This window comes from Chryseobacterium sp. UYP7 (genome assembly GCF_056279225.1).
On record NZ_JBWBQW010000001.1, the window covers coordinates 129,383 to 155,541 of the forward strand.

The 26,159-nt window shown below is 36.0% G+C and carries 26 protein-coding genes, 1 other RNA gene and 1 pseudogene; 12 read left to right on the forward strand and 16 right to left on the reverse strand.

Annotation, left to right across the window (positions count from 1 at the left end; translation table 11 throughout):
• Nucleotides 1–23 precede the first annotated feature (23 nt).
• Nucleotides 24–488, forward strand: coding sequence for a DUF1573 domain-containing protein (locus ACZ9HT_RS00615; RefSeq protein WP_476038495.1), 465 nt, complete (start codon nt 24–26; stop codon nt 486–488).
• An 89-nt stretch (nt 489–577) separates the two neighbouring features.
• Nucleotides 578–1,447, forward strand: a complete 870-nt coding sequence (locus ACZ9HT_RS00620; RefSeq protein WP_476038496.1) for a polyphosphate kinase 2 family protein — start codon at nt 578–580, stop codon at nt 1,445–1,447.
• A 99-nt stretch (nt 1,448–1,546) separates the two neighbouring features.
• Here the strand turns inward: ACZ9HT_RS00620 and rnpB are convergent.
• An RNA gene (gene rnpB / locus ACZ9HT_RS00625) (RNase P RNA component class A) lies at nt 1,547–1,875 on the reverse strand.
• A 283-nt stretch (nt 1,876–2,158) separates the two neighbouring features.
• Between rnpB and ACZ9HT_RS00630 the strand changes: the two genes are divergently transcribed.
• Nucleotides 2,159–3,013 carry a mechanosensitive ion channel family protein gene (locus tag ACZ9HT_RS00630; protein WP_476038497.1) on the forward strand — a complete coding sequence of 285 codons (855 nt, stop codon included), beginning with the start codon at nt 2,159–2,161 and terminating at the stop codon, nt 3,011–3,013.
• A gap of 209 nt (nt 3,014–3,222) precedes the next feature.
• On the opposite strand, the gene ACZ9HT_RS00635 is transcribed toward ACZ9HT_RS00630, so the two are convergent.
• The 3 genes from ACZ9HT_RS00635 to sucC form a co-directional block, all read right to left on the reverse strand.
• Nucleotides 3,223–5,400: a reprolysin-like metallopeptidase gene (locus tag ACZ9HT_RS00635; RefSeq protein ID WP_476038498.1), complete on the reverse strand. Its 2,178-nt coding sequence runs from the start codon at nt 5,398–5,400 to the stop codon at nt 3,223–3,225.
• A gap of 18 nt (nt 5,401–5,418) precedes the next feature.
• Complete coding sequence (locus ACZ9HT_RS00640; RefSeq protein WP_476038499.1) at nt 5,419–5,853, reverse strand: hypothetical protein; 435 nt, start codon at nt 5,851–5,853, stop codon at nt 5,419–5,421.
• 426 nt (nt 5,854–6,279) lie between these two features.
• Entirely contained in the window at nt 6,280–7,473 is a 1,194-nt protein-coding gene (gene sucC / locus ACZ9HT_RS00645) for an ADP-forming succinate--CoA ligase subunit beta (protein ID WP_476038500.1), read from the reverse strand.
• Between the two features lie 520 nt (nt 7,474–7,993).
• Between sucC and ACZ9HT_RS00650 the strand changes: the two genes are divergently transcribed.
• Nucleotides 7,994–8,968, forward strand: a complete 975-nt coding sequence (locus ACZ9HT_RS00650) for a phosphatidylserine decarboxylase (RefSeq protein WP_476038501.1) — start codon at nt 7,994–7,996, stop codon at nt 8,966–8,968.
• A gap of 65 nt (nt 8,969–9,033) precedes the next feature.
• Here the strand turns inward: ACZ9HT_RS00650 and azu are convergent, their stop codons facing one another.
• The 10 genes from azu to ACZ9HT_RS00700 form a co-directional block, all read right to left on the reverse strand.
• Nucleotides 9,034–9,564 carry an azurin gene (gene azu / locus ACZ9HT_RS00655; protein WP_476038502.1) on the reverse strand — a complete coding sequence of 177 codons (531 nt, stop codon included), beginning with the start codon at nt 9,562–9,564 and terminating at the stop codon, nt 9,034–9,036.
• A 317-nt stretch (nt 9,565–9,881) separates the two neighbouring features.
• Nucleotides 9,882–10,751 (reverse strand): DMT family transporter, encoded by an 870-nt coding sequence (locus ACZ9HT_RS00660; protein WP_476038503.1) that lies wholly within the window; start codon nt 10,749–10,751, stop codon nt 9,882–9,884.
• Nucleotides 10,751–11,008: a hypothetical protein gene (locus ACZ9HT_RS00665; RefSeq protein ID WP_476038504.1), complete on the reverse strand. Its 258-nt coding sequence runs from the start codon at nt 11,006–11,008 to the stop codon at nt 10,751–10,753. Before ACZ9HT_RS00665 ends, ACZ9HT_RS00660 begins: the two co-directional genes overlap by 1 nt.
• Before the next feature lie 24 nt (nt 11,009–11,032).
• Nucleotides 11,033–11,419, reverse strand: a complete 387-nt coding sequence (locus tag ACZ9HT_RS00670; RefSeq protein WP_476038505.1) for a DUF423 domain-containing protein — start codon at nt 11,417–11,419, stop codon at nt 11,033–11,035.
• A gap of 24 nt (nt 11,420–11,443) precedes the next feature.
• Nucleotides 11,444–12,178 (reverse strand): hypothetical protein, encoded by a 735-nt coding sequence (locus ACZ9HT_RS00675; protein ID WP_476038506.1) that lies wholly within the window; start codon nt 12,176–12,178, stop codon nt 11,444–11,446.
• On the reverse strand, nt 12,175–13,269 hold the full coding sequence (locus tag ACZ9HT_RS00680; RefSeq protein ID WP_476038507.1) for a hypothetical protein: 1,095 nt from the start codon (nt 13,267–13,269) through the stop codon (nt 12,175–12,177). The genes ACZ9HT_RS00675 and ACZ9HT_RS00680 overlap by 4 nt, the downstream gene beginning before the upstream one ends.
• Nucleotides 13,266–13,439: a hypothetical protein gene (locus ACZ9HT_RS00685; RefSeq protein WP_476038508.1), complete on the reverse strand. Its 174-nt coding sequence runs from the start codon at nt 13,437–13,439 to the stop codon at nt 13,266–13,268. The genes ACZ9HT_RS00680 and ACZ9HT_RS00685 overlap by 4 nt, the downstream gene beginning before the upstream one ends.
• Nucleotides 13,440–13,442: 3 nt before the next feature.
• On the reverse strand, nt 13,443–13,850 hold the full coding sequence (locus tag ACZ9HT_RS00690) for a putative toxin-antitoxin system toxin component, PIN family (RefSeq protein WP_476038509.1): 408 nt from the start codon (nt 13,848–13,850) through the stop codon (nt 13,443–13,445).
• Nucleotides 13,828–14,073 (reverse strand): hypothetical protein, encoded by a 246-nt coding sequence (locus tag ACZ9HT_RS00695; protein ID WP_476038510.1) that lies wholly within the window; start codon nt 14,071–14,073, stop codon nt 13,828–13,830. Before ACZ9HT_RS00695 ends, ACZ9HT_RS00690 begins: the two co-directional genes overlap by 23 nt.
• 26 nt (nt 14,074–14,099) lie before the next feature.
• Nucleotides 14,100–15,428, reverse strand: coding sequence for a hydroxymethylglutaryl-CoA reductase, degradative (locus tag ACZ9HT_RS00700; protein WP_476039191.1), 1,329 nt, complete (start codon nt 15,426–15,428; stop codon nt 14,100–14,102).
• A 40-nt stretch (nt 15,429–15,468) separates the two neighbouring features.
• On the opposite strand from ACZ9HT_RS00700, the gene ACZ9HT_RS00705 reads away from it, so the two are divergent.
• The 4 genes and pseudogenes from ACZ9HT_RS00705 (at nt 15,469) to ACZ9HT_RS00720 (ending at nt 17,376) form a co-directional block, all read left to right on the forward strand.
• Entirely contained in the window at nt 15,469–15,606 is a 138-nt protein-coding gene (locus tag ACZ9HT_RS00705; protein ID WP_476038511.1) for a hypothetical protein, read from the forward strand.
• A 3-nt stretch (nt 15,607–15,609) separates the two neighbouring features.
• Nucleotides 15,610–16,485 (forward strand): annotated as a pseudogene (locus tag ACZ9HT_RS00710) (DUF4846 domain-containing protein).
• Nucleotides 16,486–16,620: 135 nt separating this feature from the next.
• On the forward strand, nt 16,621–17,001 hold the full coding sequence (locus tag ACZ9HT_RS00715; protein ID WP_476038512.1) for a hypothetical protein: 381 nt from the start codon (nt 16,621–16,623) through the stop codon (nt 16,999–17,001).
• 24 nt (nt 17,002–17,025) lie between these two features.
• A complete protein-coding gene (locus tag ACZ9HT_RS00720; protein WP_476038513.1) occupies nt 17,026–17,376 on the forward strand; it encodes a hypothetical protein in 351 nt (116 codons plus the stop codon).
• 44 nt (nt 17,377–17,420) lie between these two features.
• Here ACZ9HT_RS00720 and ACZ9HT_RS00725 read toward each other — a convergent pair whose 3' ends face one another.
• Both ACZ9HT_RS00725 and clpB read right to left on the reverse strand, forming a co-directional pair.
• Nucleotides 17,421–19,346, reverse strand: coding sequence for an ABC-F family ATP-binding cassette domain-containing protein (locus tag ACZ9HT_RS00725; protein WP_476038514.1), 1,926 nt, complete (start codon nt 19,344–19,346; stop codon nt 17,421–17,423).
• 480 nt (nt 19,347–19,826) lie between these two features.
• The gene (clpB, locus tag ACZ9HT_RS00730) at nt 19,827–22,418 is read right to left on the reverse strand and encodes an ATP-dependent chaperone ClpB (RefSeq protein ID WP_476038515.1); all 2,592 of its coding nucleotides are present in this window, start codon (nt 22,416–22,418) and stop codon (nt 19,827–19,829) included.
• Nucleotides 22,419–22,779: 361 nt separating this feature from the next.
• On the opposite strand from clpB, the gene ACZ9HT_RS00735 reads away from it, so the two are divergent.
• Genes ACZ9HT_RS00735 through hutG form a run of 4 tightly spaced genes read left to right on the forward strand, consistent with a single transcriptional unit; the run spans nt 22,780 to nt 26,063 of the window.
• A complete protein-coding gene (locus ACZ9HT_RS00735) occupies nt 22,780–23,868 on the forward strand; it encodes an FAD-binding oxidoreductase (protein ID WP_476038516.1) in 1,089 nt (362 codons plus the stop codon).
• A 23-nt stretch (nt 23,869–23,891) separates the two neighbouring features.
• Nucleotides 23,892–24,149, forward strand: a complete 258-nt coding sequence (locus tag ACZ9HT_RS00740; RefSeq protein WP_476038517.1) for a hypothetical protein — start codon at nt 23,892–23,894, stop codon at nt 24,147–24,149.
• 36 nt (nt 24,150–24,185) lie between these two features.
• Nucleotides 24,186–25,133, forward strand: coding sequence for a 1,2-phenylacetyl-CoA epoxidase subunit PaaA (gene paaA, locus ACZ9HT_RS00745; protein ID WP_476038518.1), 948 nt, complete (start codon nt 24,186–24,188; stop codon nt 25,131–25,133).
• 15 nt (nt 25,134–25,148) lie between these two features.
• Nucleotides 25,149–26,063 (forward strand): formimidoylglutamase, encoded by a 915-nt coding sequence (hutG, locus tag ACZ9HT_RS00750; RefSeq protein WP_476038519.1) that lies wholly within the window; start codon nt 25,149–25,151, stop codon nt 26,061–26,063.
• The last annotated feature ends 96 nt before the right edge of the window (nt 26,064–26,159 follow it).

The following is a 26,159-nucleotide window of genomic DNA, read 5'->3' on the forward strand; positions in this document are numbered from 1 at the left end:
ATCAATAAAAACAAATTAAAAATATGAAAAAGATTTTATCAGGTTTATTCCTAACTGCTTCTTTAGTATTTGCTTCTGCACAAACTATTTCTTTCGATAAAACAACTTTCGACTACGGAACGGTTAAAGCTGGCGCAGACGGACACCGTCTTTTCGTTGTAAAAAACACAGGAGATAAGCCATTAATTATTTCTAAAGTTCAGGCTTCTTGTGGCTGTACAACTCCGGAATGGAGCCAGGATCCAATCATGCCAGGCAAAACTGCAGAAATAAAAGTAGGTTACAACACGACGATTGTAGGACCTTTTACTAAAATTATCGAGGTTTATTCTAATGATCCTGCAAACAGCAGATCGGTAATCAACATTAAAGGTACAATCGATGGCGCAGCTGCAATGCCAGCGACAGAAATGAAAATGGAAGCTAAAGCAATGCCTGCAGCACAAATGCAAAAAAGCAGAAAAGCCACTCCTGTAAAAGCTAAATAAGCTGCTTTGTAAAAAACAACTTTCAAAATAAAAGATAAAATCACTTCGTAATTGAAGTGATTTTTTTATTTTTATATAAAATTAAAAGAATGGATCTAGATTTTAGCGACAATTATATTGTAAAAGGAAAGTTCTCTATGAAAGATGCCAACACCGAATACTCCGGTAAACTGGAGAAAAGTGAAGGCAAAAAAATGCTGGATAAAGAGCAGGAAAAACTCCGCGAATTGCAGGAAAAACTATATGCAGACGGAAGCCAATCTTTATTAATCGTCTTACAGGCGATGGATGCGGCGGGAAAAGATTCTTTGATCGAACACGTTTTTGGTGGAGTAAATCCCCAGGGTTGCGTAGTGCACAGTTTTAAAGCTCCAAGTACCAAAGAATATGATCACGATTTTTTGTGGCGACATTATATCGCACTGCCCGCAAAAGGTAAGATCGGGATTTTTAACCGAAGCTACTACGAAAGTGTTTTAGTCTGCAAAGTTCACCCGGAATATAACTTAAGCGAGAAAGTCTGGGATTCCGTAGATGATTTTGACAAAGAATTCTGGAAAAACAGATATGAAAGTATTCGGAATTTCGAAAAACATCTGTCGGAAAATGGAACTACGATAGTTAAAATATTCCTTAACGTTTCTCAAAAAGAACAGAAGAAAAGATTTTTGGACCGAATTAACGAACCCGAAAAAAACTGGAAATTTGCAGCCGCTGATTTATCCGAACGTGCATTGTGGCCTCAGTATATGAAGGCTTATGAAGAAGCAATTAACGAAACATCCAGAGATTGTGCGCCCTGGTTCGTGATTCCCGCAGATCACAAATGGTTTGCAAGAGTTGCAGCAATCCAGATCATTATTGATGCGATGGAAAACATGAATTTGAAATTTCCGACGCTCTCAGAAAAAGCAACTGCAGGTTTAGATGATGCGAAAAAAGAATTGGAGAATGAATAATTTGAGTAAAGACTGATCCAAAAAAAAATTAGTCTTTATAAAATCAGTAAAAAAGAAGCAGAAATTTAAATTTCTGCTTCTTTTATTTTTTTTTAAAAACCCACAAGAGAAACTATAAGCCGGATTCTGTAAACTGGCCGAAACCAGAATGCCTGTTATTTATCTACGCGTTACATTGCTGCAAAACTTGAGCTGTTTACCCCTCGGTTTTTGGAGCGAGCCACTCCTATTTTCATTGCTGAAAAAATCCGATATACTTAACATTGCACCGCAAAGAGTTTACCTGGTTTCACTATAAATTAATATACATACTTTCTGTTGCACTTGTCCTGATCTCGCGACCGACGGATGTTATCCGCTTTGCTGCTCTAAGGTGTCCGGACTTTCCTACCCCAAACGAATCTGGAATCAACAAGCCGTTTTTCTTGTGGCCGACAAAGATAGGTTTTTTTGCGTTTGGCCCGAAGTAATTGAACCGTAGAGTGATTGGTTTTTGAACGTTTTAGTTTTTGAATTTTTCAGAGATCGGAATGAAATATAGTATTTCTAACAAAATTGTTTATATTAAAGACCGCTTTACCTTCAAAAAAATTGACTGTAACAGCAGTACAAAAATTCTGTTCATCGCTTTTTTTCCTGCAGATTTGTATAATAAACTTTTGGAAAGCATTTTGCTATGAAGAGAACTTAATTTAGTGATACAATTAATTTATGAATTATTACGAAACAATAATGTCTGTCCTGAACAAATGGTACAGCGGTTTTGCGAGGGCTACACCAAGCATTGCGGTTGGGATTTTGGTTTTCCTCCTCTTTCTAACGTTGAGCAGTTTTTTAAGTAAAATAGCTGTAAAAATTTTCCACAAGTTTTTTCCGAAAAGCGAAAATACGTCTGTGGTAACTTTAATTAAAGTTTTTAAATTCCTTATTGTCCTTTCCGGAGCTTTCATTTCTCTCGAGATCATGGGAATGGGCGGATTTGTCTTGAAGTTTATCGGAAGTTTGGGAGTTGCAGGAGTAATTGCCGGAGTTGCCTTGAAAGATTTAGTGTCATCGATGTTTTCCGGTGCTTTGATCAGTGTTGATAAAGCTTTTGCCGTAGGTGATTATATCACAATAAAAGATATCTCCGGAACGGTAGAAAGTATTGATTTTTTAACTACCAAAATTATTACAGACGAAGGTAAAAAGGTACATGTTCCGAATCAGTTGGTTTTCAGCGCGCCATTTACTAATTATTCTGCGTCCGGACAGCGAAAAGTATTTTTAGATATTCAAATTTCAAATAATCAGGATCTGCAGAAAGTGAGTGATCTGATTTTGGCTGAAATTAAAACTTTTGATTTTGCTGATCATGTCGAAGATGCACAGGTCTTTATCCAAAAACAATCTTTCGGAGTTTTTTATATGCAGATTAGATTTTTTATGAAAAGTGGTGCAAGCATCAACAAAGTAAAAACAGATGCCTTGATGAGATTAAAAAGTAAGCTCGAAAGTGAAGGCGTACAATTAGCCACACAAGTAGATCTCGCCGCTCAAATGGTTAATAAAGCTGGAGCGGAATGAGGTCCGAATAAATAATTTCGATTCATTGTAAAGCTGAACTTTTTTTTGAAATTGGTGGAATTATTCACCAGGATTTATCAAAAAAAATTAGACTATTTCCATTGCTGTAAAGAAGAAAAATATTTTTTTAGTAGTCGGATAAACTTCAGGAAAAATAAGAAAGAGGATGCTATTGTTTAGCACCCTCTTCTATTTCAAAATCTTTTTAATTATTTTTTGATCATTAATTTTTCGGAGAGTTGTTCCCCATTTTTCATGACCAGTTTCAAAATGTAATTGCCGTTGAGTAATTTCTCAACGTTAATTTTTCCGTCGCTTGCAACATTTCCTGAGCTCACTACTCTTCCTGAAACATCATAGATAGTGAACTGAGCATTTTCTGCATCGTTCATTTTCACATTTACTTCATATTTTGCAGGATTTGGATAAATACCAATGTTTTTACGACTGTTTTCAACGGTGGCTAAAGTTTTCTTAATAGAGAAGAAAGAAGCGTTTAGTGCATAATAAATATTATCGTCCGCCTTCACCATGATTCTTGCAGAAGCAATATCTTCATTTGGAAGATTTACATTGGCTGAACCATTGTTTGGAACACCCGCCGCGAGAACTACATCGAAATTAGCGCCATTATCTCTGGACAAAAGAAGCGTTACATTCTGTGTGTTTACCGGTGCTACGTCAGTTCCAGCGACATCCCAGGTAACGGTGATCGTATCGGCCGCATCAAATTCAATATTGGAAGGTTGAGAGGTTACGATAAATGGTCCGGCATCATCAACTTTTACCACCATTAGATCTCTGGCCGCCTGATTTCCGGTTGCCCGATCATCGTTAACTAAAAGAGAGAAATTTAATGTTCGCGCTACACCTGGAGTTACTTCCCATTTCGGCACAAGATTATTTGCCAGTACAAAACTCATCGCAGGAAAATACCTGTAAGGCGAAGGTGTTGAATATAATGAACGGTAAACAGGACCTGCTATCGCAGTGGATACGGGCGGCTGTGTACTTGATTGATTATCTAACTGTTCCCATAAATAAGAAACTGGATCATTATCCGGATCGGTTCCCACTCCTGTTAAAACAAAGGCAGTCCCTTTTGGTATTGTATAATCCAATCCGGCGTCTGCAGTGGGTACCTCATTATTATTAGATACTTTTACAGAACAGTCGGTTGCTCTTTTAATCACCGAATACATTTCATTTACACTGGCAGAATGGAAGTAAGCGTCGCTATTTGGCTGCACATTGTTTACACCACAAATTCCGGCATAAGCCATAATGGTAGTTCCACTACCTACTTCATACGCAGTAGAATTATTTGCATTTCCGCTGCAAGAAGCAGTGCTTGCTCTAAAGGTATGATTTCCCCCAAACTGATGTCCCATTTCGTGAGCGACATAATCAATATCGAAAGGATCGTTAACCGGTGCTCCGGAACCTGTAACTCCTCTGGCTTTTCCCGTGGTACAAACAACTCCGAGGCCAGCTAAACCACCACTGTTAGTACCAAAAACGTGTCCAATGTCATAGTTTGCAGTTCCAATTACCGTATTCGTGTTCGTTTGATTTTGGGTGATCATTGAGCCGGGATTACCGTTTGTGAAAGGATCTGTCGCTGCATCTGTATAAATGATCAATACATTGTTGGGTATCATAACCATGGTGACAGAGATGGTTTTTTCATAAATCCCATTAACTCTTGTCATTGTTACGACCATTGCAGCTAAAGCTCTGGCTACCGTACCTCCGTGAAAAGCAGTATATTCTCCTGTAGCAGATAATGCCAATCTGTAAGTTCGGAACTGACCATCTGAAACTAGAGGAGCTTTCCCCGTAAGATCATCTGTCATCTGACCTTTCAAACCTTCGACATTGCATTCGAAAAGGCGATCGTTAATTGGCAAATCACTTCTTTTATAAATGATATACTGAGAATTATCATTGGTATATTTATCCAGATAACTAATATCCCAACCATCAAAATACATGGCGCTAATCCCCTCTTCTGGAGTTACGCTGAAACGGATTGAATTTTTTGGCTGGTCTTTTTGCCAACCGACATAAGAACGAAGATCTGGATACTTTGCCTGCATTTCTGCAGCCATAACCGGTGCTTCCTGTACTATATATTCCTTAAATTTCCCATCGGTTCCGGGAAAGGTAATTAAGTGACTGTGATCCGGTGAAAATCTTTGCGGAACATGAGAAAGGTCACTTTTTATTTTATCTAAGTTGACTTGATAAACCGAACTCGTTTTAGGCTGAACCCATCTCTGAGCTAAATTTTCTTTAGCCGCACTGTTTGTTTTCTGCCAGTAATTTTGGCTGAAACCCATCATTGCGATGAGTAAACACGAAAGAGTAAAAATTTTTGTTTTCATTAGATTTGTTGTTTAAGATTATTTAACGATCACTTTTTTCGAAGAAACTTTCTGTAACAATTTCACCAGTATGTTCGGCGTGATCCTACCCGAACTTTTTATTTGAGGATTATCGAGTGGCTGTATAATTACATAAAGGATATCGTTTTCTAAATAGATTTCTTTGATCTCGATATCGTTCGAATTTTTCAACAGCGGTTTAAAGATCAAATAGGATTCCGTGTCATTAACAAATGGAATGGGAGCTAAGCGGTTGCCTTTGGACTTAGAATGAATGATAGAAAATACACCATCCATCTGAACCTGAGAATCTATTATCTTAAATTTCTCTGAAATAAGTTCGTAAGGAAAGTGGTTTGCGTCCTCAAATTTAACAGGGACTTCGTTTGAATTCGGTACTTGAGAAGCACAACCGAAAAGTGAAATCATTAGCAATGAAAAAAGGAATTTCATGATTTTTTTGCAAGTAGTAAATATAGCAATATTGCGCAAGATCCTAATATATTTATCGCAACAAATATTGCGAAATAGTCGTTTTTTAGATATTAACGAATTTAAAAACCATTTATATTTTCACTGAATCTTACTTTTTATTGATGATTTCCTTTTTGCATCGAGCTAAACTAATGTTATCCATAAAAAACAGCGTCTTCAATTTTTGCCGCATCATTTACTTATAAGAATTAAAAAGCGTTGGGAGCGGAAATCGTAACTAGCCCGGATTGAAACGGCATCCTTTTTTGACGAGGTACGAGGAGAAAAAGATAAAGTCCTTCGACAGGTCAGGGTAAATTCCAAGCCGGAAATAGCTCCTAAAAAGAAATAAAAAAAAACCGTCTCAAATTAATGAAACGGTTTCTCTTTTATATTTTGAAAATCTTAGTGACCTAAAACTTCTTTTACTTTATTAGCAGCTTCTTCCAAAGTGATCACCGAATGAACCGGCAGACCAGAATCATCGATCAACTTTTTCGCTTCAACTGCATTGGTACCTTGAAGACGAACGATCAAAGGAACAGGAAGGCTTCCCATTGCTTTGTAAGCATCTACGATCCCCTGTGCAACACGGTCGCAACGTACAATTCCACCGAAGATATTGATCAAAATTGCTTTTACGTTTGGATCTTTCAGGATAATTCCGAAAGCTTTCTGAACTCTTTCTGCATCAGCAGTACCACCAACGTCTAAGAAGTTTGCAGGATTACCACCAGATAATTTAATGATATCCATTGTCGCCATCGCAAGACCGGCTCCGTTTACCATACAGGCAACGTCACCATCCAACTTCACGAAGTTCAAACCAGCTTCACCCGCTTCAACATCAGTTGCATCTTCTTCTCTTGTATCTCTTAATTCAGCCAAATCTTTGTGACGGAATAACGCGTTGTCATCTAAAGAAACTTTAGCATCAACCGCGATAATTCTATTGTCAGAAGTTTTTAAAACTGGATTAATTTCGAAAAGTGAAGCATCAATTCCAACATAAGCGTTGTATAAAGAAGCAATGAACTTTACGAAATCTTTATGAGCAGCACCTTCTAAACCTAAGTTGAAAGCGATTTTTCTTGCTTGGAAACCTTGCAAACCAACACCCGGATCAACAACTTCGTTATGAATTAAGTGCGGCGTTACTTCTGCAACGTGCTCAATATCCATTCCACCTTCTGTAGAATAAACAATCATATTTTTTCCCTGTGCTCTGTCTAAAAGAATAGAAACATAAAATTCTTTCGTTTCCGTTTCGCCCGGTTGATAAACGTCTTCCGCAATTAATACGAAGTTCACTTTTTTCCCTTCTGCCGAAGTTTGTGGAGTCACCAACTGCATTCCGATAATGTTTTTGGCATTTTCCTTCAGTTTTTCCATGGTTGGAGAAAACTTTACGCCGCCGCCTTTTCCACGTCCACCTGCATGAACTTGTGCTTTAACAACCCAGCCTTCGTTTCCGTTCATTTCTGTCAACTTTTTCGCTGCAGCTTCAGCTTCGTCAACATTATTTGCGATAAAACCTCGTTGGATGTTTACGCCGTATTTTGCCAAAATTTCTTTCGATTGGTACTCGTGAAGATTCATATTATTTTTGTTAGATATTTATTTTTTTTAAAGATTTACAAATTTAAGAAAATTTGCTTAGATACTGGGATTCGTGTTTAAATTATTTGGGCGCACATTTGACGTTGTCGAAAGGCTTATTTTTTAATTTTTTTTAGGGCGCCTTTCCGCCCTCCGTTCCCGCTTTTTTTATTGGTGGCTTCGACTCCGCTCAGCCACCAATAAAAAAGAGCTCCACTCAAGTCGGGGCGCGATTGGTTTATCACTAGAAGATTTGTAATTTTCAGCAAGTTTTCATAGGTGTTATTTTTTTCGCGCACAGATTTACACAGATCATTTAATAAGTTCTTTTCTCAAAAGTGTCAAGAGTTCATCCGTGTAAATCTGTGAAATGTGTGCGGACGAAAACAAATTGTTGAATCATTATGATAGTCGACTAAACCTGAGCATTTGTGCCATTCTCAAATTTTGTTTTAAATTGCAAATATTGACCAAAGTGTTTCAATGATTAACTAAATTTGTCGTTCATCAACTTATAAATATGAAATTTAAAAAACCAAATAAAAAATGGCTCGCAATATGGTTAATTGCAGCAGTCATTTTCTTTCTCGCAATTTTTCCCGTTCCGCCCCAGACACCTATCAGATATGTGGAGAGAGCAACCGGACAGGTAAAAATTGAAAATGTTTACGGGGAAAAATGGTTAGATTGGCTCTACCATAATCCCGTTGGCGAAGCGACTTTATGGACCATTGCAAAACGAAAAATAGTAAGTTCCATCTACGGCGATATGATGGACGAACCATCGTCAGCTGATAAGATTAAGCCATTCATCAAAAATTACGAAGTAGATATCACGATCGCACAAAAACAGAATTTTTCCAGTTTTAATGATTTTTTTACTCGAAAACTCAAACCAAATGCAAGACCAATTGTTGCAGATTCCCTCGCAGTAGCTTCTCCTGCAGATGGAAAAATTTTAGCGTACACCAATGTAAATAATTCTGATTTTTATATAAAAGGCTTCAGATTTAATGTAGACTCCTTTTTAAATAATCCCGACTTAGCGAAGAAATATGAAGATGGAGCAATGATCGTTTTTCGGCTTGCACCACCGGATTATCATCGGTATCATTTCCCAGTAAGTGGAACTACAGCAAGTTCAAATACTAAAATTGATGGTTATTATTATTCCGTAAATCCTTTAGCACTTCGTAAAAAAGCCGAAATTTTCTGGCTGAATAAAAGAGAATATGGCATTATAAAAAGTCCCGCTTTTGGCGATGTGATTATGGTAGAAGTTGGTGCAACAATGGTCGGAAGCATGATTCAAACTTACTCTGGTAAGACTGTTAGCAAAGGTGAAGAAAAAGGTTACTTCAAATTTGGAGGATCAACCGTAGTTTTGTTGTTCGAAAAAGACAGAATTAATATTGATCAAGATTTACTGACAAACACTTCAAAAGGTTTAGAAACGACCATCAAAATGGGCGAACAAATTGCGGTGAAAAAATAAAAAGGATCAGTAAAAACTTACCAATCCTTTTATTAAATGTTTAAGAAAATATAATTCCCTAAAAATTATTTTACGTTAAATTTACCTTTCATTACGGAATAATGTCCCGGGAAAGAACACAGGTAATCATATGTTCCTTTTTCAGGAGCCATGAATGTTACAGTGTCACTTTCTCCACCACCAATTAGCTTGGTATTCGCAATAATATCGCTTCTATCAGTTGGAATATATCCATCTTTTTGAGCTTTACCAGCTTTCTCTTCGAATTTGTTAAGATCTGTCCCTTGTTTTAATAGTACGAAGTTATGTCCCATTGAAGCAATCGGCATAGTTCCCGTATGGTTTAAAGTTAGAACAACTGTTTGCCCTGCATAAACATCGATTTCTGAAAGATCATATTGCATCTTATCATTAGAATTCAATGTAATTTTGATCGTATCCTGCTTAGCAGCATCATTGGCAACATCATCATTGGTAACAGTTTCAACAGGTGCATCGGTTACTACTTCACTTTTTTCAGTTTTATTACAAGAAATTAAAAGCGTACTGCTAATTGCTAATACCGCTAGAACGGATTTGATTTTAGAATAATTCATATTATATTATTTTTAACAAATATAGATTTTTAATATGAATAAAGCAAGTTCTAGTTTTTATAATAGGAAATAAAATTGAGCAAGTCGTTTCAATAATAGCGTTCTAACTTTTGATTTTATAAATTAAAGCAAAGTAAACAATGCATCAACCTATTTTTTATCTAATTTTTTGGACATAATTATACGCTATATTGGTTATTTATTAAGAAATGACTGCAGTATATTCAAATATTTTAATTGACCTACTAAAATTTTAATTTACTGAATTATGAACGTAACCATTCTCCACTTGAAGTATTATTTACTTTCAATATAAATTAAATTTTGGCTACTGCGTTTTTCTCATAAAAAGTTGTAGCAATTCCGGTCAGAATAATCAAACTACCGACAATTTGAACTGGAGTTATTTTTTCACTCACAAATATCGCAGCTAAAATCGTTGCAAAAATCGCCTGACTTAATAAGCTAAGTGAAACTCTTGTTGCCCGCATATTTTGAATGGAATAACTGATGAGTAACCAGGCGATCAACTGGCAAACAATTCCCTGTATTAAAAGCGAGATCCAGGCTTCATTTGAAAAGCCAAAAAATGCTTCACCGAAAATTAAGTTGATAACGAAGAGAAAAATAGTGGAAAACAGCATGCTGTAGGTAATGAAAGTGATGACTTCCAATTTCGCTAACACATTTTTACTGACCAAAATATAAACCGCGTACAGTAACCCCGAAAGAATTCCGAGGAAAAATGCAGCATTAAGTTTTAAGTCTAAAATCGTGTCAATGCCCACAAAAACGATCATTCCAATTAAAGCAATCGATGTTCCGAGCCAAAAACTTTTGCGCGGCCGGTAACTCAAAAAAATAAAAGAAAAAATGCCCACCCAAATCGGGGAAAGATTGGTTAATAAAGTTGCCTGTGTCGCGGAGGAATTTTGAATGGAAATATTCCAAACGGCAATGTCGGAAGCAAATAAAATTCCGCAAACCGCTATTGAAAGAAGGAGTTTGTAATTCTCCAGTTTAAGTTTGTTTTTATAGATCGCAACAGGTAAAATGACCGCTGTTGCGATCGCCATTCTGTAAAATGCAGAGGTTAAACCCGACGTTAAATTCATCCTGACAATTACAGGGAAAATCGAGATGCATAAAATCCCGATGAATAATGCGATTCTTGGTTTGGTCAGCATTAGTAAAGTCTTCCAACCTGTTCACAAATCTCTAAATATTCGACGGGCATTTTTCCAAAAAATCCCTGTTCATAATATTCATCAAAATGAGGTATATAAATACTGTAACTTTTTCCAAGTGGAATTATGGGGATTAAGAAAAGTTCAAAATACCTCTTGTAAACCGTAATGATCGCGTTCACCTCAACGCCATTTTTCACAATCTTGCGTTGTTGTTTGCCTTTTGGCTTTTTGTTGAAACCGAATAGAAAAAACATTTAAATATAATTTTTAAAAGATCTTTAAACTTTATTTTTTACAAAATAGAAAATCAACATCGCCCAGGAAATGATCATCAATAAACCACCAAGCGGGGTTACCGGTCCGATAAGTTTCGACGGAATTGCAGCAACTTCACTAAATGCCAAGAGATAAATACTCACCGAAAAAATAAATGTTCCGGCGATCATTAAAATAGAGATCCATTTTTCTGCAGGCGTTTCAAATTTTAAAATGTAGCCAACTACTAATAAAAACAGGGCGGAGTACATTTGATAGCGAACTCCAGTTTCGAAACTTGCCAACTTTTCAACAGAAATGACTTTCTTTAAAGCATGTGCGCCGAAAGCTCCTAAGATCACGGAAATTAATCCATAAACTGCTCCGATAATTAATGTGGTGTTTTTCATTTATTTTAATTTTTTTTATTTAATTTATTCAAATTGCATTTTTACAGGAAGTTGATATCTGGTGAGAACAGGTTTTCCTTTGTAAGTAGTAGGTTCGTATTTCTTATGCATCATGTACAAACTTATCGCACAAAAATAGGCGAATTCTTTATTTCCTTCTACAGGTTTTATTTTTTTAAAGTAACCGTCATCATCTAAAACAAAAGAAATCTTTGCAGACAATACGTTTGCGCCAGAATCACTGAAATAATAACTATCAAAATTCGCAACAAAATCTTTTCTTATGGTTTGAATTTTATCTTTATCCTCAATTAAATCTAACTGTTCATCGGTTGTGATCCCAATAAATTGCAAGTGGGAATATTCGGGATTTTTCTTGGCTTCATCTATTTTTTCTACCTCTTCTGGTTTGTCTTTGGAATATACTGTTATCTTTCCTATCATTGGATTTTCCTCATTCAGTAATCCCAAAAGCTTCTCAAGACTTTCAATTTTTTGTATTTTATATGGACTTAATTCCACGTAATATTTCTTAAAATCTATTTTGTGTAAAGAATCTGAGACTTTTTTTTCATCGATATTTCCTGCTTTATATGGGGATTGGTATTTACTCAAATATTTTTTATTTAATTCTGAATCTTTCTTTTGAAAATCACCATAAATTTTGCTTAGTTCTTTTTTAATATCAACGCTCTTATTCTGAGCAAATAAAAAATGAGTACTAAAAAAGAACAGTACCAGCAGCGCAATTTTTTTCATAATTCCTCTAATTCTAAATTTAAATTCTTTTTTGTCTTATAATCCTGCCAAGTTCCAGTGATCCTACTTCCTTTCAGATCGGCTTCGATTTTTGCTCGTGGAATCCATTCTCTTAAGTTCTCATCATGATAATCATCCTCGGTTGCAGAAATGTGATTATTATTAAAGTTTCCGTGCCACTCAATGAGTTTCTTGTTTTTTTCATACCAATAAACACAGGAGAAGGAACTGTCATCGTAAATTTGTTTCATGAAAAGCATGATCGTGTATTTCCCGTCAATTTTTCCTTTGTATAATTTATTCTGAATGCTTCCCTGAGAAATCGCTACATCAGAATCCGACAATAAATTTTTCGCATACGGACTAAAATACGTCTCGAGTTCCTTATACTTAAAAACAATTTCGTGACTTCCCAGATCGTCTAAATCACGCAAAGCATGATTGGAACACCGACCCGCAACAACGGTCATTTGGTTCATTTGAAAATAAAATTTTAAGTAGGCTAAAGTATTTTCAGTAAAACAATCTTCGTACATCGTAATCTGTTCTTCCGCATCCTGATCACGTGTTGGCGTAGATTTCAGTTCTACGATGTAATCTTTGACTCTGTTCCTTATTTTATCATTGATGATTTTTTCGATTTTCGAATAGGAATTAGGCTGAAAAAGATCTTCCAGATTAATAAAATTCCCTGTTCGTAAATCAAAGTTTCTATAGTTTGTAAAACCTTCCGGATAAGCGCCACTCGCTTCACCTTCCATTTCAAAAGAAAGAATATTTCGTGGAGTTTCTAACTTTTTCCAGCTGTAAAAATAGAGATAGTTTTGATAAGAATTTGTAGCAGTAGAAGCTAACTGATAAGGATTTTTGCCTGAATTTGGGACAAACTCCAACTCATCCACCTGCAAAAAAGTATTGATCTTTTTTTCTACTAAAGGTTTCTGCGAATACGAAATTAGAGGAAATATAAAATTTTCAGACTGAGGCTCGAGATTAGTGATCTTTAAATTTCTCTGCTGCGAAAAACTCAAAACCGATAGCATTATCAACACCAAAAACAATCCTTTTTTAATCTTAAAATTTTCCATCATGCTATAATTCTAGTTTGATACATTATGACCAATTCTGCGATGATGGATAAAAGTCCGATTGCAATAAACATCCAGGAAAACCTTTTTGATTTTGCAAATCCCGGCTCTTTGGTGACTTTCAGAAAAATCCCAAATATTAAAATTAAAAGTCCCAGAACGAGTTGAAACATAGTTTAATTTTTAAAGTTTTCCCAAAATTCTGCTAAAGAAATTACCGATACTCTTTTAACCATATAATTAAGCAACTTTTTATCTCCTGAAACAATAGTTTCTGTTTTTGACTGAAAAGCTAAATCAAAAAGAAAATCATCCTTAATATCTGGACTACCGAAAAACTCCTTTTGAGTATTAATGAAAGTTGAGAAAGTATCAAAAAACTCCATTGCGACAACAATATCTTGCGCAGAAAAAATAGATTTGAATTTCTTTCTCGAAATAACACTCACTAATTCATTTCTCAAATTGTTATCAGCAATTAAAACTATTTCGTTATTTACAATAAATTCCAAGAAATCAAGATTTTTCTTTCTTAAAAATATAGAAATCCAAATATTGGTATCAAGAATTATTTTCCTTTCCATAATCCTGCCTTTCTTCTCTTACCAATCGTACTTCTTCTACAATTTCATCCATAGAAATTTCGTTTGGAACGACAGAATCATCTAATTTTTTAGCCAATTTGCGAAGGCGATCATATCGGTCTTCTTCGTTTGAAACTGTTAAGTTCAAACCCAATTTTTTTGCAATCTCCAAAAGAAGATCTAAGTCTTTTTTTGAACCGTTATTTAAAATTAAAGTTTCCATTTGGGATCATTTATTACAAATATAATTTATTTATTTCTCATTAAATTAAACTCACTAATCACTTCATGATGCGTAACGGTTTTGTCTTTAAAATAAGTCACGAAATGATTTTTTTCTTCTTCTGTCGCGCCAAGCTGATTTAAAATATTGAAGAGGTGCATTTTCATATGACCTTTCTGAATGCCAGTCGTCACCAAAGAACGCAGTGCGCCAAAATTTTGCGCCAATCCGGAAACTGCCAGAATACTCATGAGTTCCTGTGCAGAAGGTTTTCCTAAAAGCGCTAAAGAAAATTTAACCAACGGATGAAGATTTGTTAAACCACCGACAACTCCAACAGAAATAGGCAGATCGATCCAAAACCGAAAAATTCCATTGTCGATCGTACAATGCGTTAGACTGGAATATTTACCATCTTTCGCGGCGTATGCATGAGCACAAGCTGCGGTTGCACGAAAATCATTTCCGGTGGCGATCACCACCGCATCGACACCGTTCATAATTCCTTTGTTGTGAGTTGTAGCGCGGAAAGGTTCAATTTCTGCGATAGTTACTGCACGTTTAAATTTCGTTGCAAATTCTTCGTTTGAAATTCCGCTGTCGTCTTTAAGATCTTCGATTTTACAGGAAACCTCCGCTCTTACAATACAATCGGGTGTGAAGTTGGAAAGAATGTTCATCACGATTTGTAAAGAATCTTTTTCTTCCTGCGTAAAGCTTTCGTCCTTTTGAACTTCTTCTTTCAATGTTTTACCGAAAATCTCTAGGCAGGAATTGATAAAGTTCGCACCCATAGAATCAACCGTATCAAAACTCGCTTTGAGCTGAAAATAATTTTCCAGATCTGCAGTTTTATCAACGAGTCGGATGTTTAAAATTCCGCCGCCGCGATTCCGCATGTTTTTGGTAATGGCTTCGGTGGCTTCAAATAATCTTTTCTTTAGTTTAAAATTGAAAAAATGCTGCAACTTATGCGCCTCCACATCCATAATAAAATGAGTGTGACCTAATTTTTTTGTGTTGATGATGGTCGTTTTAAAACCGCCCTTATCGATCCAGAATTTCGCAGCTTTTGAAGCTGCTGCAACTACCGAACTTTCTTCGACCGCCATTGGTAAAGCGAGCAACTTTCCATCGATCAGAAAATTGGGTGCAATTCCATAAGGCATGTAAAAGTTGGAGATCGTGTTTTCTGAAAATTCTTCGTGGAGTTTTTGCAGTGCGTGATCGCCATTCCAATATTGCTGAAGAATCTGTTCATAACTGCGGTCTTCATTCAGATATTCTTTAATGAGCCAATCTATTTTTCTTTGTTTAGAAAGTTTAGAAAAACCTTCAACCGGACTGTGATTCATAGAAATTAGGTTAAAGTTCAAAGATAGGAAATTCGGTCGGATGTTAGGCGAGGGTTGTTGGATGTTGGATGTTGGATGTTGGATGTTGGATGTTGGATGCTGGATGTTGGATGTTGGATGCTGGATGCTGGATGCTGGATGCTGGATGCTGGATGTTTATAAAAATAGTTATCTTTAAAATATGAAACAACTTTGTATTCTGGGGATTTTTGTTCTGTTCTTGAACTGCGGAAAATCGAAAAACCTGAAACCTTCTATTTTGAAAGAAGATAAAACGATAAATATTGAAATAAATCCTTCCATTAAAATTAATGAAGACAAAAACACAATAAAAGAACGGTTTCCTGCACCCGAAGATTTCGAATATGTAAGTGAAAAGCCAAACTCATTTGGTGAGTACCTGGAAAGCTTTCCGCTAAAAAAGTACGGATCGCCCATTTTGAAATACGATGGAACTGAAATCGCAACCCAAGATCTGCACGAGGCTATTTTTGATATTGACACCGGAACGAAGGATCTGCAACAATGTGCCGATGCGGTTATCCGGCTTCGGGCGGAATATTTATTCAAAAACAAAATGTTCGATGAAATTAAATTTCATTTTACAAGCGGCGATCTTCTGACCTGGAATGATTTCCAAAATGGAACACGTGCTTTTGTCAATGGGAATTCTGTGAAATTCAGAAAAACTGCATCTTTCGATGATTCCTATGAAAACTTCAGAAAATATTTAGAGTTGATCTATAATTATGCGGGAACAATTTCTTTGAATAAAGAAACTCAATCGATCCTGAAAACAAGTGATCTAAAAACAGGCGATATTTTGATCAATGCCGGAAGTCCGGGACACGTTGTTTTTATCGCAGGAGTCTCGGAAAATAAAAAAGGAGAAAAATTATTTTTACTTGCGTAGGGTTTTACGCCGGCTCAATCGATTCATGTTTTGAAAAATCCTTTCAACCCGAAAATTTCGCCTTGGTATGAACTTGATGTAAATAACGAGGAAACAAAAACAGCGAGATATTATTTTTCACCGAGTAATTTCAGGAGATTTTAATTTCTCATTATTTATTAAACCAAATAATTTTCGAAATTTTTAAATAAAACTAATTTAATAGATTTACCATATTCTATTTAGAAAAAATTAAAAAAAAAAAAATGAGCAACAAAACGAAAATTTTATTGTTTACACTTGTCATCGAAATGCGTAAGCACGAAAGGAATTGTTATTTTTCCCGATAAAGCTTGTAACGAACTAACAAAACCTTTAAGCAAAGATTTGCAAAATTGGGTTGCCAAAAGAGTTCAAGATATTTTCCAAGGTGAAGAGGTCAGCATAAAATATCAAATTAATTTTACTGTAAATGCAAATTATGAAATAGCCGTAATGAAAATAAATATGAAAAATATTTCGGAACCAAATGCTCAACTAAATAGTATGGAAAAAAAAGTAATTGCAATCATTAAAAATATTCCAACAAAATTCTTTGAAGGTAATTTGTCGAAAATTGGTGGAAAAACAGCATCTGCCAATTACATTTTACCTATTCATATCATCAGTATGGCAGACTAATCCGTCTTTATTGTTGACTACTTTATGAAAAATCTTAAAATCAATATTTCTGGAAATGAATTAATTAAAGATGAAATCTTGCATTTTTTACGAGAAATATCAGGTCCCAAGATTGAAAAAAAAGAAGAAGATTTACGGCTTTTTTTCGGACAACACTATAGTTTCGCAACCAATTCTGATGTAATGATTGTCTTCATCATTAAATTTGAAATTGGTAAATGCACAATCGAAATAATTTCTGGTGGCGGTGGAGAAGGGATTTTCGGATTTACCCTTGGAAATGAAGATCGATTAATAAATAATTTCAAAGATAAAATTAAAGTGTTTTGTAGCGAAAAAAAATTTCAATTCAATTCAGAAGTAATTAACATTTAAGAAATTTATTTTTTTTCCTCTCTAATAATATTCAGCTGCTTTTTTTAATCTTCCAACTGCGTTCCCAAAAATTCCCATTCCTGCAAAGCCAGATCAAGATCTGCTTTCTTCGCATTGTACAATTCCAAAGTTTCCTCAGAAGGATTTTCTGAAGTGAAAGTCGCTTCCATTTCTTCAATCTTCAATTCGAGTTCAGAAATTTTCTCTTCTACTTTCTTAATTTTATTTTGAATGTTCTTTTGATCTTTGGTAACGATAACCGGCGCTTTTTCCACAGGCTTTTCAACAACTTTTGCAACAACAGGTTCGTTTCGCATTTCCTGTAGTTTCGACTTTTCAGCAGAAACTTCGCGGATGCTTTCTTTCTGACGGAACTCCAGATAATCATTAACATCACCCAAAAATTCTTTCATTCTTCCATCACGAAACTCGAAAATCTTATCGCTTAATCCCTGTAAAAACTCCCGGTCGTGAGAAATTACAATCAGCGTTCCTTCAAATTTCTGTAGCGCTAACTTAATGATCTCTTTCGATTGAATGTCGAGGTGATTTGTCGGCTCATCCATAATCAAAGTATTGAATGGACGAAGCAATAATTTACACAAAGCTAAACGGTTACGCTCCCCTCCGGAAAGGACTTTTGTTTTCTTGGTCACATCATCACCTTGAAAGAGAAAACTTCCCAACAGATCACGAACACGAGGACGCGTTTCTTCAGTCGCAGAATCTTCGGCTTCCTCTAAAACAGTTTTATTTGGGGTCAAGACTTCTTCCTGGTTTTGGGCAAAATAGCCAATGTTTACGTTGTGTCCAAGATTCCATTCACCAGAATAATCGGTAATTTCTCCGGAAAGAATTTTTGCGATCGTGGTTTTACCCTGACCATTTTGTCCTAATAAAGCGATTCGTTGTCCACGTTCGATGAAGAAATCAACCTCATCAAAAACTTGTTTATTACCATATGCTTTTCCGAGATTCTTCGCTTCAAAGACTACTTTCCCAGGAGTAACTGCGGGTTGAAACCTAATATTAAATTTGGAAACGTCATCAGTATCAACTTCAATTCTTTCCATTTTATCCAGCTTCTTAATCAAAGATTGCGCGAAAGAAGATTTGGTCGCAGAAGCACGGAAACGATTGATGTTATCTTCCATCTGCTTAATCTCCACATCCTGATTTTTCTTTGCCTGCGTTTGTTTCTCTTTTCGCTCTTTACTGAGTTCGAGATATTTGGTGTAGTTGGCTTTGTAATCGTCAACTTTTTTGTTATTAATGTCGAAAGTTCGGTTACAAACTGAAGTCATGAATTGCTTATCGTGACTAACCAGGACGATCGATCCGGGATAATCTTTTAAGAATTCTTCTAACCAAATGATCGATTCCATATCCAGGTGATTGGTCGGCTCATCCAGAAGCATAAGATCATTTTTCTGTAAAAGCAATTTTGCCAGTTCGATTCTCATTCGCCAACCGCCAGAGAACTCATCGGTTATCTTTTGGAAATCATCTGCTTTGAAACCTAATCCTAATAATACTTTCTCCACATCACCTTCCAAATTATAGGCGTCGTAATGCATCAAAAGATCATTCAGTTCGGTCATTCTGTGAATGATGTTTTCATAAGCTTCACTTTCATAATCGGTTCTGGTAACGAGTTGATGATTCACCTCATCTAATTCGTTTTTCATTGCATTGATCTGTTCAAACGCCTGCATGGTTTCGTCCCAAACTGTTCTTCCTTTAACAAAATCAAGATCCTGTTTTAAAAAACCGATCGTCACGGTTCCTTCCTGAACAATGCTGCCTTCATAGAAATTGATTTCGCCCGTCAACATCTTCAGAAGCGTAGATTTACCTGCTCCATTTTTCCCTACCAAACCGATCTTATCATCTTTTTTGATGGTAAAATTGACGTTTTGAAAAAGATAATTTCCTGAATGATGAAGACCTAAACTTTGAACCGAAATCATAGTGATGAATGCTTATTATTATGTGAATTTTCGAGGTGCAAAAGTAGTGAAACTAATTGAATTGCAGACTATCTTGAGAAAAAGGAGTTCTACAAATCGCTCATCAAAATGATCTTATTTTCTTTTTCTAGGCAATTAAATGGGAAAATTGAAATGTCTTTAGGAAGAAACCTGCGACAAATTTATGTTTCATACACTTTACGAATGATCATCACAAAAAAAAGAATCCATCATGACTGATGGATTCTAAAACACAAATGATGAAAAAAAATTTATTCCTTAGCTTTTAACAGCGTTTAGAATATAGCAAAGAAATATATATTTTGTGAACTGACAAAATTTATTACGCCTTATTTTGTCTATATGATTCATTAGGATTGTAAATCAGGCTAATAAATATTAGTGGTAATCGCAAATGGTTTAACATCTGAACGTTTTTTAACTCATTTTAATTTAAAAAATTCTAATTCCCAAAACAACTTACTCTGTTTTCCGAAAAACCAAACCGCTTTCTTCAAAGTAATCGAGTGTAATTCGATCGCCATCGTTCACATTTCCTGCTAAAATTTCTTTTGATAATTTATTTAAAACTTCCTGTTGCAATACTCTTTTCAGTGGTCTTGCACCGAAGCTTGGATCGTATCCTTTATTCGTGATATAATGAATTGCATCTTCTGTAGCCGTCATTATAATCCCACGTTTCTCTAACATCTGATTAAAACCACGCAACTGATAATGCACGATCTTGCCAATTTCCTTTTTGTTTAAGGGCTGAAACAATACGATCTCATCGATCCTGTTTAAAAACTCGGGTCTTAAAGTCTGTTTCAGCAGTGCAAAAACTTCCTCTTTCGTTTTATCAAGAACAGCATCAACATTATCATCGGTGAGTGTTGCGAAATTTTCCTGTATCAAATGCGATCCCAGATTAGAAGTCATGATGATAATTGAATTTTTAAAATTCACCACCCGACCTTTATTGTCCGTTAAACGACCATCATCTAAAACCTGCAGTAACGTGTTGAAAACATCAGGATGGGCTTTTTCAATCTCATCTAAAAGTACCACGGAATAAGGTCTTCTTCGAACAGCTTCTGTTAACTGACCACCTTCGTCGTAACCAACGTATCCCGGAGGCGCACCAACCAAACGGGAAACTGAATGACGTTCCTGATATTCGCTCATGTCGATTCGCGTCATATTATTTTCGTCATCGAAAAGATATTCTGCGAGCGCTTTTGCCAATTCTGTCTTACCGACTCCGGTTGTTCCGAGGAAAAGAAAACTGCCGATGGGTTTTTTCTCATCACTTAATCCCGCACGATTTCTTCGGATCGCGTCTGCAACGGATTCAATCGCTTCTTCTTGTCCAACAACTCTTTTATGAAGTTCATCCTCAAGATGCAATAATTTTTCTCTCTCCGACTGAATCAATCTGGTCACCGGAATTCCCGTCCATTTTGAAATTACTTCCGATATATTTTCGGCGGTTACTTCCTCTTTGATCAATTCGTTCTGATGATTTTGCATTTCGAGTTCGAGTTTCTGCAAATCAGCTTCTTTCTCTTTGATCTTGCCATACTGAATTTCGGCAACTTTCGCATAATCCCCGATTCTGGAGGCGCGTTCCGCTTCTAATTTTAAAGCTTCAATATCTTTTTTAATGGCGGTGAGATCTTCTGATTTCTGTTTTTCTTTCAGCCATTTTGCATTGATCTCGTTGCGCTCTTCCGAAACTTTTGAGATATCTTCCTTTAAATGACCGACTTTAATGTCGTTCCCTTCTCTTGAAATCGCAGCAAGTTCAATTTCCATCTGCATGAGTTTACGATCCAAAACATCAAGCTCTTCGGGTTTTGAATTGATCTCCATTCTTAATTTAGCCGAAGCCTCATCAATCAGATCAATGGCTTTATCCGGTAAAAAACGGTCCGAAATATATCTTTGAGACTGCTCTACCGCAGCAATAATAGCTTCATCTTTGATCCGAACTTTGTGGTGAGCTTCATATTTATCTTTAATTCCACGCAAGATCGAAATTGCCGATTCTGTATCTGGTTCCAGAACCATTACTTTTTGGAAACGTCTTTCTAAGGCTTTATCTTTTTCAAAATATTTCTGATATTCATTTAAAGTGGTAGCACCAATTGCTCTCAATTCTCCACGCGCTAAAGCCGGTTTTAAAATATTGGCAGCATCCATCGCGCCGTCGCCACCTCCAGCACCAACTAAGGTGTGAATTTCATCGATAAAAAGAATAATCTGGCCGTCGGATTTTGTGACTTCATTAATAACAGACTTCAACCTTTCTTCGAATTCTCCTTTATATTTTGCACCTGCAATTAAGGCTCCCATATCTAAAGAATACAAGGTCTTATCCTGCAAATTTTCCGGAATATCGCCGGAAATGATCCGGTGCGCAATCCCTTCGGCAATGGCTGTTTTACCAACACCCGGTTCTCCGATCAAAATGGGATTGTTTTTTGTTCTTCTGGATAAAATCTGTAAAACCCGCCGAATTTCTTCATCACGACCAATTACAGGATCGAGTTTTCCTTCCGCTGCGAGAACGTTGAAATTTTTGGCGTATTTATTTAAGCTTTGATAGGTTTCTTCGGAACTTGCGGAAGTTGCCTTGGAGCCTTTTCGCAATTCGTTAATAGCAGTTTCCAGACCTTTTTTCGTTAAGCCCATATCTTTGAGCATCTTAGAAACATCTGAATTTACATCTAATAAGGAAAGCCATAAATGTTCGATGGTCACAAATTCATCGCCCATTTTTTTTGCGATATTGGGCGCATCCAGTAAAACTTTGTTTGCAGATTGAGAGAGATAAACATTCCCACCTTCTACTTTTGGCAAGTTTTCAAGATTGCTGCGGTTTCGTTCTCGAACTAAGGTTAATTCAGCTTCTGATTTCTTCAATAAAAATTCAGAAATATTTTCATCGATCTGAAAAATTCCCTCCAGCAAATGCTGAGGTTCAATACTTTGGTTGCCAAACTCCATCGCAATCTGTTGTGCTTTTTGAATGGCTTCCTGAGATTTTACGGTATATTGGTTTAAGTTCATAATTATGTTTTTAAGCGTTGAAATTTCTTTAAAAAACATTAAGAAACCAAATTTTCAGGTTTAATTTCTTAATGCATATCAATCATTTAATTCTTAAATCTTTAGCACAAAAAGCGTTCTATCGTATATTTCAGATAAAATTAGGACAAAATTTCCGAATTATCTAATTATAATAAATGTTATTCTGACGAAATTTCCGAAATATCCAAATTTTGGGAATCTAATTTAGAAACCGTGCTATTTACTGGCTTTTTTTCTTACTAAAGCATAGCATTTTAGTTAAAGATTCATCACTGCGAATAATTGATAGAAATGTTTTTCTGAATTTCAGTATATTTGGGATTCACAGACTTTATATTATATGAATCATTTTCACTCTTTAAAAACAATAAAGGTAGCGCAGGAAACCAACGACTGCGTGCACATTTCTTTTGAAATACCAGAACATTTAAAACATGAGTTTTCTTATAAACAAGGCCAATATTTGAACGTAAGGTTTCTTTTTGGGGACGAAGATTTGCGTCGGAGCTATTCTATCATCAATTCTCCAAGCGAAGGAAATTCAAATCTCGAAATACTTGTAAAACATTTAGAGGACGGAAAAGTTTCTACCTATTTAAACAAAGAATTACAGTTAGGTGACATTGTCGAAGTGATGGCGCCCGCAGGTCATTTCTATACGCATTATCATGTCTCTAACCAGAAAACGTACGTAGGTTTGGCAGCAGGTAGCGGAATTTCGCCCGTGTTATCGAATCTTAAAGAAGCTCTTTATCAGGAGCCAAAAAGTACTGCTTATTTACTTTTCAGCAATAAAAGTTTGAACGAAATTATTTTCAAGGAAGAGATTGATGCGCTCGTTCAAAAATTCGAAGGAAGATTAAAAGTGATCTATTTACTTTCCAGAGAGAAACATTTTGAAGATGAGCTTTTCGAAGGACGGATTTCCGCAGAAAAACTGGATCTCATATTCGAAAGATTTCCAGAAATACCCGTACAAGAATCAACATATTTCATTTGCGGACCTTCAGATATGATCAAAGGAATATCTGATTATCTTAAAAAAGAAAAGAAGGTTCCGTCCTTGCAGATCATGTATGAATATTACGCCGCACCAGACGATGATCAGAATTCAGAAATGAGCGATGAGTTTAAGGCGATTCCGAATTTAGAAAGTATGATTACTGTGATTATTGATGACGACGAATATTCTTTTCACCTTAATTCAAAGAAAAACAGTATTTTAGATCAAGCTTTAAATGAGAAACTTCCGGTTCCATTTGCGTGTAAAGGCGGCGTTTGCTGCACCTGCAAAGCCCAAGTCATGGACGGAGAAGTATTTATGGAGAAAAATTTCGCCCTAACAGACGATGAGGTTGCGCGAGGTTTTGTATTAACATGTCAGTGTCATCCAACCACGAATATTGTGATGCTGAACTACGATGTCTAAATAACTATCAAAAAAATTAAGTCATGGCAAACTGGAGATTTATTGCCCTTATCGAAGTTGATAAGGAATTTAAAATAGACGGATTAAATATTTGGAATTATTATTGGTACTGTTCAGACAGAAAAATAGAAGTTATTGGTCCGCTGAGTGGCAATCCTTATTTATTTAATCAATACGAAATAAAAAGTCCGGAGAAAACGATCACTTTTGTCGTCGGGGAATTTTCGGAGGGCCGAATTGGAATTTACATACCGGAAGAAATTGCTATTATTACGGATTAAGCGATGATCTCCAATTAATTTTTTAATGCAACTATCATGAATCAAGAAAAATTTTTAGAATACGTTCAGGCAGAAAATAAAGTAGAACCAAAGGACGTAATGCCCGATGATTACAGAAAATTATTGGTTCGCCAAATTTCTCAACATGGTCATTCCGAAATTGTAGGAATGCTGCCGGAAGCCAACTGGATTTCCCGTGCTCCTACTTTGAGGAGAAAAATGGCATTGCTTGCGAAAATTCAGGATGAGGCTGGTCACGGTCTTTATCTATATGCAGCCACAGAAACTTTAAATAACGGAGAAATCGCTGCAGACAGAGATTCTACATATAACGATATGCTTTCCGGAAAAGCGAAATACTCCAGTATATTCAATTACCCTGCGCTATCCTGGGCAGATATTGGTGCGATCGGCTGGCTCGTTGATGGTGCTGCGATTATGAATCAGGTAATGTTGATGGGAAATTCTTACGGACCTTATTCCCGCGCAATGGTAAGAATTTGTAAAGAAGAGTCTTTTCACCAGAGACAGGGTTATGAAATTTTAATGACGCTTTGTCGCGGAACAAAAGAACAGAAAGATCTTGCACAGGAAGCTTTAAACCGTTTTTGGTGGCCAGCTTTAATGATGTTTGGACCGAATGATGAATCTTCTCCAAATTCTCAAAAATCGATGAATTATAGAGTGAAACGGGAAAGCAATGATGATTTACGTCAGCGATTTGTAGATGTTACGGTGTCTCAGGCAGAATTTTTAGGTTTGAAAGTTCCGGATGAAAATTTAAGATGGAACGAAGAAACGCAACATTATGATTTCGGTGAATTACCCTGGGATGAATTTATGGAGGTTTTAAAAGGAAACGGTCCGTGCAACAAAAAACGGCTGGAAACAAAAAGAAAAGCGCAACGGGAACATGCCTGGGTTAAAGATGCTGCAATGGCGTTTGCCTCAAATATGAAGGTAGAAAACGTAAATATTAATTGATACTGCAAATAAAAAATGAACTGGACAGGACGCTTCGATGGTGATGAACCACTTTACCACAGAATTTTTCAAAGGGTTTCTTTGGAAAATGATTACGAACAGATCACAGAAAATGATTTTGTGCTTCATGGTTTTGCCGTAGATGAAGGCGTAGGAAGAAATAAGGGAATGGTTGGCGCGAAAGTTGCGCCGGATGTTATTCGAAAGAATATCGCTAACTTTCCGGTTACTGATTTAAAATTTGCGTTGAAAGATTTCGGAAATATTGAATGTCAGGATCGAAATTTAGAAAAATCTCAAAACGAACTTGCCGAAAAAGTTCAGGCAATTTTGAATAAAGGCGGCAAATCAATCGTTTTTGGTGGCGGACATGAAGTAATGTTTGCGCATTATTCCGGAATCAAAAAAGCCTTTCCTAATAAAAAAGTTGGTATTATTAATTTTGATGCCCATTTCGACAATCGTGCTGTAGAACCGCAAATTGGGCCAACCTCCGGAACCGGATTCTGGCAAATTGCTAATTTAGATAAGGTTCACTCTTTTCATATTGGTATTCAAAGAAATTCTAATACTCTAAAACTTTTCGATACTGCGCATCAATTCGGTATGAAATATATTTTAGCTGAAGAGATCTTTTTTGAGAATCTTCCTACCCTATATGAAAAACTGGATAATTTTTTAGCTGAGGTTGATGTCTTATATATTACAATCTGCATGGATGTTTTTAATGCTTCAATCGCACCCGGCGTTTCTGCCCCTGCTTTTAATGGAATTTTTGCTGATGCTTCTTTTATGCATTTGTACAAGCATCTATTACAGTCTGATAAACTTATCGCGTTGGATGTAGCAGAAGTAAATCCTCAATATGATCCTTCTGAGCAGACGGCCAGACTAGCTGCGTCGCTTGTTAATGAATGGTTTATGCAGTAGTAATTCTTAATGAAATTAAAATTTTTCGATACATAATTTTCTTTAAAAGAAGTAATTGAAAAATTCATCTAACTCCTTATTGAAGGGATTTCTGGG

What these genes read in the sequence shown, in the direction of transcription:
- ACZ9HT_RS00675 (WP_476038506.1), bottom strand. Translation starts at nt 12,178, where the DNA reads ATGAAAAAAATTGCGCTGCTGGTACTGTTCTTTTTTAGTACTCATTTT.
- ACZ9HT_RS00640 (WP_476038499.1), bottom strand. Translation starts at nt 5,853, where the DNA reads ATGAAATTCCTTTTTTCATTGCTAATGATTTCACTTTTCGGTTGTGCT.
- ACZ9HT_RS00720 (WP_476038513.1), top strand. Translation starts at nt 17,026, where the DNA reads ATGAAAAATCTTAAAATCAATATTTCTGGAAATGAATTAATTAAAGAT.
- ACZ9HT_RS00680 (WP_476038507.1), bottom strand. Translation starts at nt 13,269, where the DNA reads ATGATGGAAAATTTTAAGATTAAAAAAGGATTGTTTTTGGTGTTGATA.
- ACZ9HT_RS00690 (WP_476038509.1), bottom strand. Translation starts at nt 13,850, where the DNA reads ATGGAAAGGAAAATAATTCTTGATACCAATATTTGGATTTCTATATTT.
- ACZ9HT_RS00740 (WP_476038517.1), top strand. Translation starts at nt 23,892, where the DNA reads ATGGCAAACTGGAGATTTATTGCCCTTATCGAAGTTGATAAGGAATTT.
- paaA (WP_476038518.1), top strand. Translation starts at nt 24,186, where the DNA reads ATGAATCAAGAAAAATTTTTAGAATACGTTCAGGCAGAAAATAAAGTA.
- ACZ9HT_RS00665 (WP_476038504.1), bottom strand. Translation starts at nt 11,008, where the DNA reads ATGTTTTTTCTATTCGGTTTCAACAAAAAGCCAAAAGGCAAACAACAA.
- ACZ9HT_RS00685 (WP_476038508.1), bottom strand. Translation starts at nt 13,439, where the DNA reads ATGTTTCAACTCGTTCTGGGACTTTTAATTTTAATATTTGGGATTTTT.
- ACZ9HT_RS00705 (WP_476038511.1), top strand. Translation starts at nt 15,469, where the DNA reads ATGTTAGGCGAGGGTTGTTGGATGTTGGATGTTGGATGTTGGATGTTG.
- azu (WP_476038502.1), bottom strand. Translation starts at nt 9,564, where the DNA reads ATGAATTATTCTAAAATCAAATCCGTTCTAGCGGTATTAGCAATTAGC.
- ACZ9HT_RS00630 (WP_476038497.1), top strand. Translation starts at nt 2,159, where the DNA reads ATGAATTATTACGAAACAATAATGTCTGTCCTGAACAAATGGTACAGC.
- ACZ9HT_RS00660 (WP_476038503.1), bottom strand. Translation starts at nt 10,751, where the DNA reads ATGCTGACCAAACCAAGAATCGCATTATTCATCGGGATTTTATGCATC.
- ACZ9HT_RS00735 (WP_476038516.1), top strand. Translation starts at nt 22,780, where the DNA reads ATGAATCATTTTCACTCTTTAAAAACAATAAAGGTAGCGCAGGAAACC.
- ACZ9HT_RS00725 (WP_476038514.1), bottom strand. Translation starts at nt 19,346, where the DNA reads ATGATTTCGGTTCAAAGTTTAGGTCTTCATCATTCAGGAAATTATCTT.
- ACZ9HT_RS00700 (WP_476039191.1), bottom strand. Translation starts at nt 15,428, where the DNA reads ATGAATCACAGTCCGGTTGAAGGTTTTTCTAAACTTTCTAAACAAAGA.
- ACZ9HT_RS00615 (WP_476038495.1), top strand. Translation starts at nt 24, where the DNA reads ATGAAAAAGATTTTATCAGGTTTATTCCTAACTGCTTCTTTAGTATTT.
- ACZ9HT_RS00635 (WP_476038498.1), bottom strand. Translation starts at nt 5,400, where the DNA reads ATGAAAACAAAAATTTTTACTCTTTCGTGTTTACTCATCGCAATGATG.
- clpB (WP_476038515.1), bottom strand. Translation starts at nt 22,418, where the DNA reads ATGAACTTAAACCAATATACCGTAAAATCTCAGGAAGCCATTCAAAAA.
- ACZ9HT_RS00620 (WP_476038496.1), top strand. Translation starts at nt 578, where the DNA reads ATGGATCTAGATTTTAGCGACAATTATATTGTAAAAGGAAAGTTCTCT.
- hutG (WP_476038519.1), top strand. Translation starts at nt 25,149, where the DNA reads ATGAACTGGACAGGACGCTTCGATGGTGATGAACCACTTTACCACAGA.
- ACZ9HT_RS00670 (WP_476038505.1), bottom strand. Translation starts at nt 11,419, where the DNA reads ATGAAAAACACCACATTAATTATCGGAGCAGTTTATGGATTAATTTCC.
- ACZ9HT_RS00650 (WP_476038501.1), top strand. Translation starts at nt 7,994, where the DNA reads ATGAAATTTAAAAAACCAAATAAAAAATGGCTCGCAATATGGTTAATT.
- sucC (WP_476038500.1), bottom strand. Translation starts at nt 7,473, where the DNA reads ATGAATCTTCACGAGTACCAATCGAAAGAAATTTTGGCAAAATACGGC.
- ACZ9HT_RS00695 (WP_476038510.1), bottom strand. Translation starts at nt 14,073, where the DNA reads ATGGAAACTTTAATTTTAAATAACGGTTCAAAAAAAGACTTAGATCTT.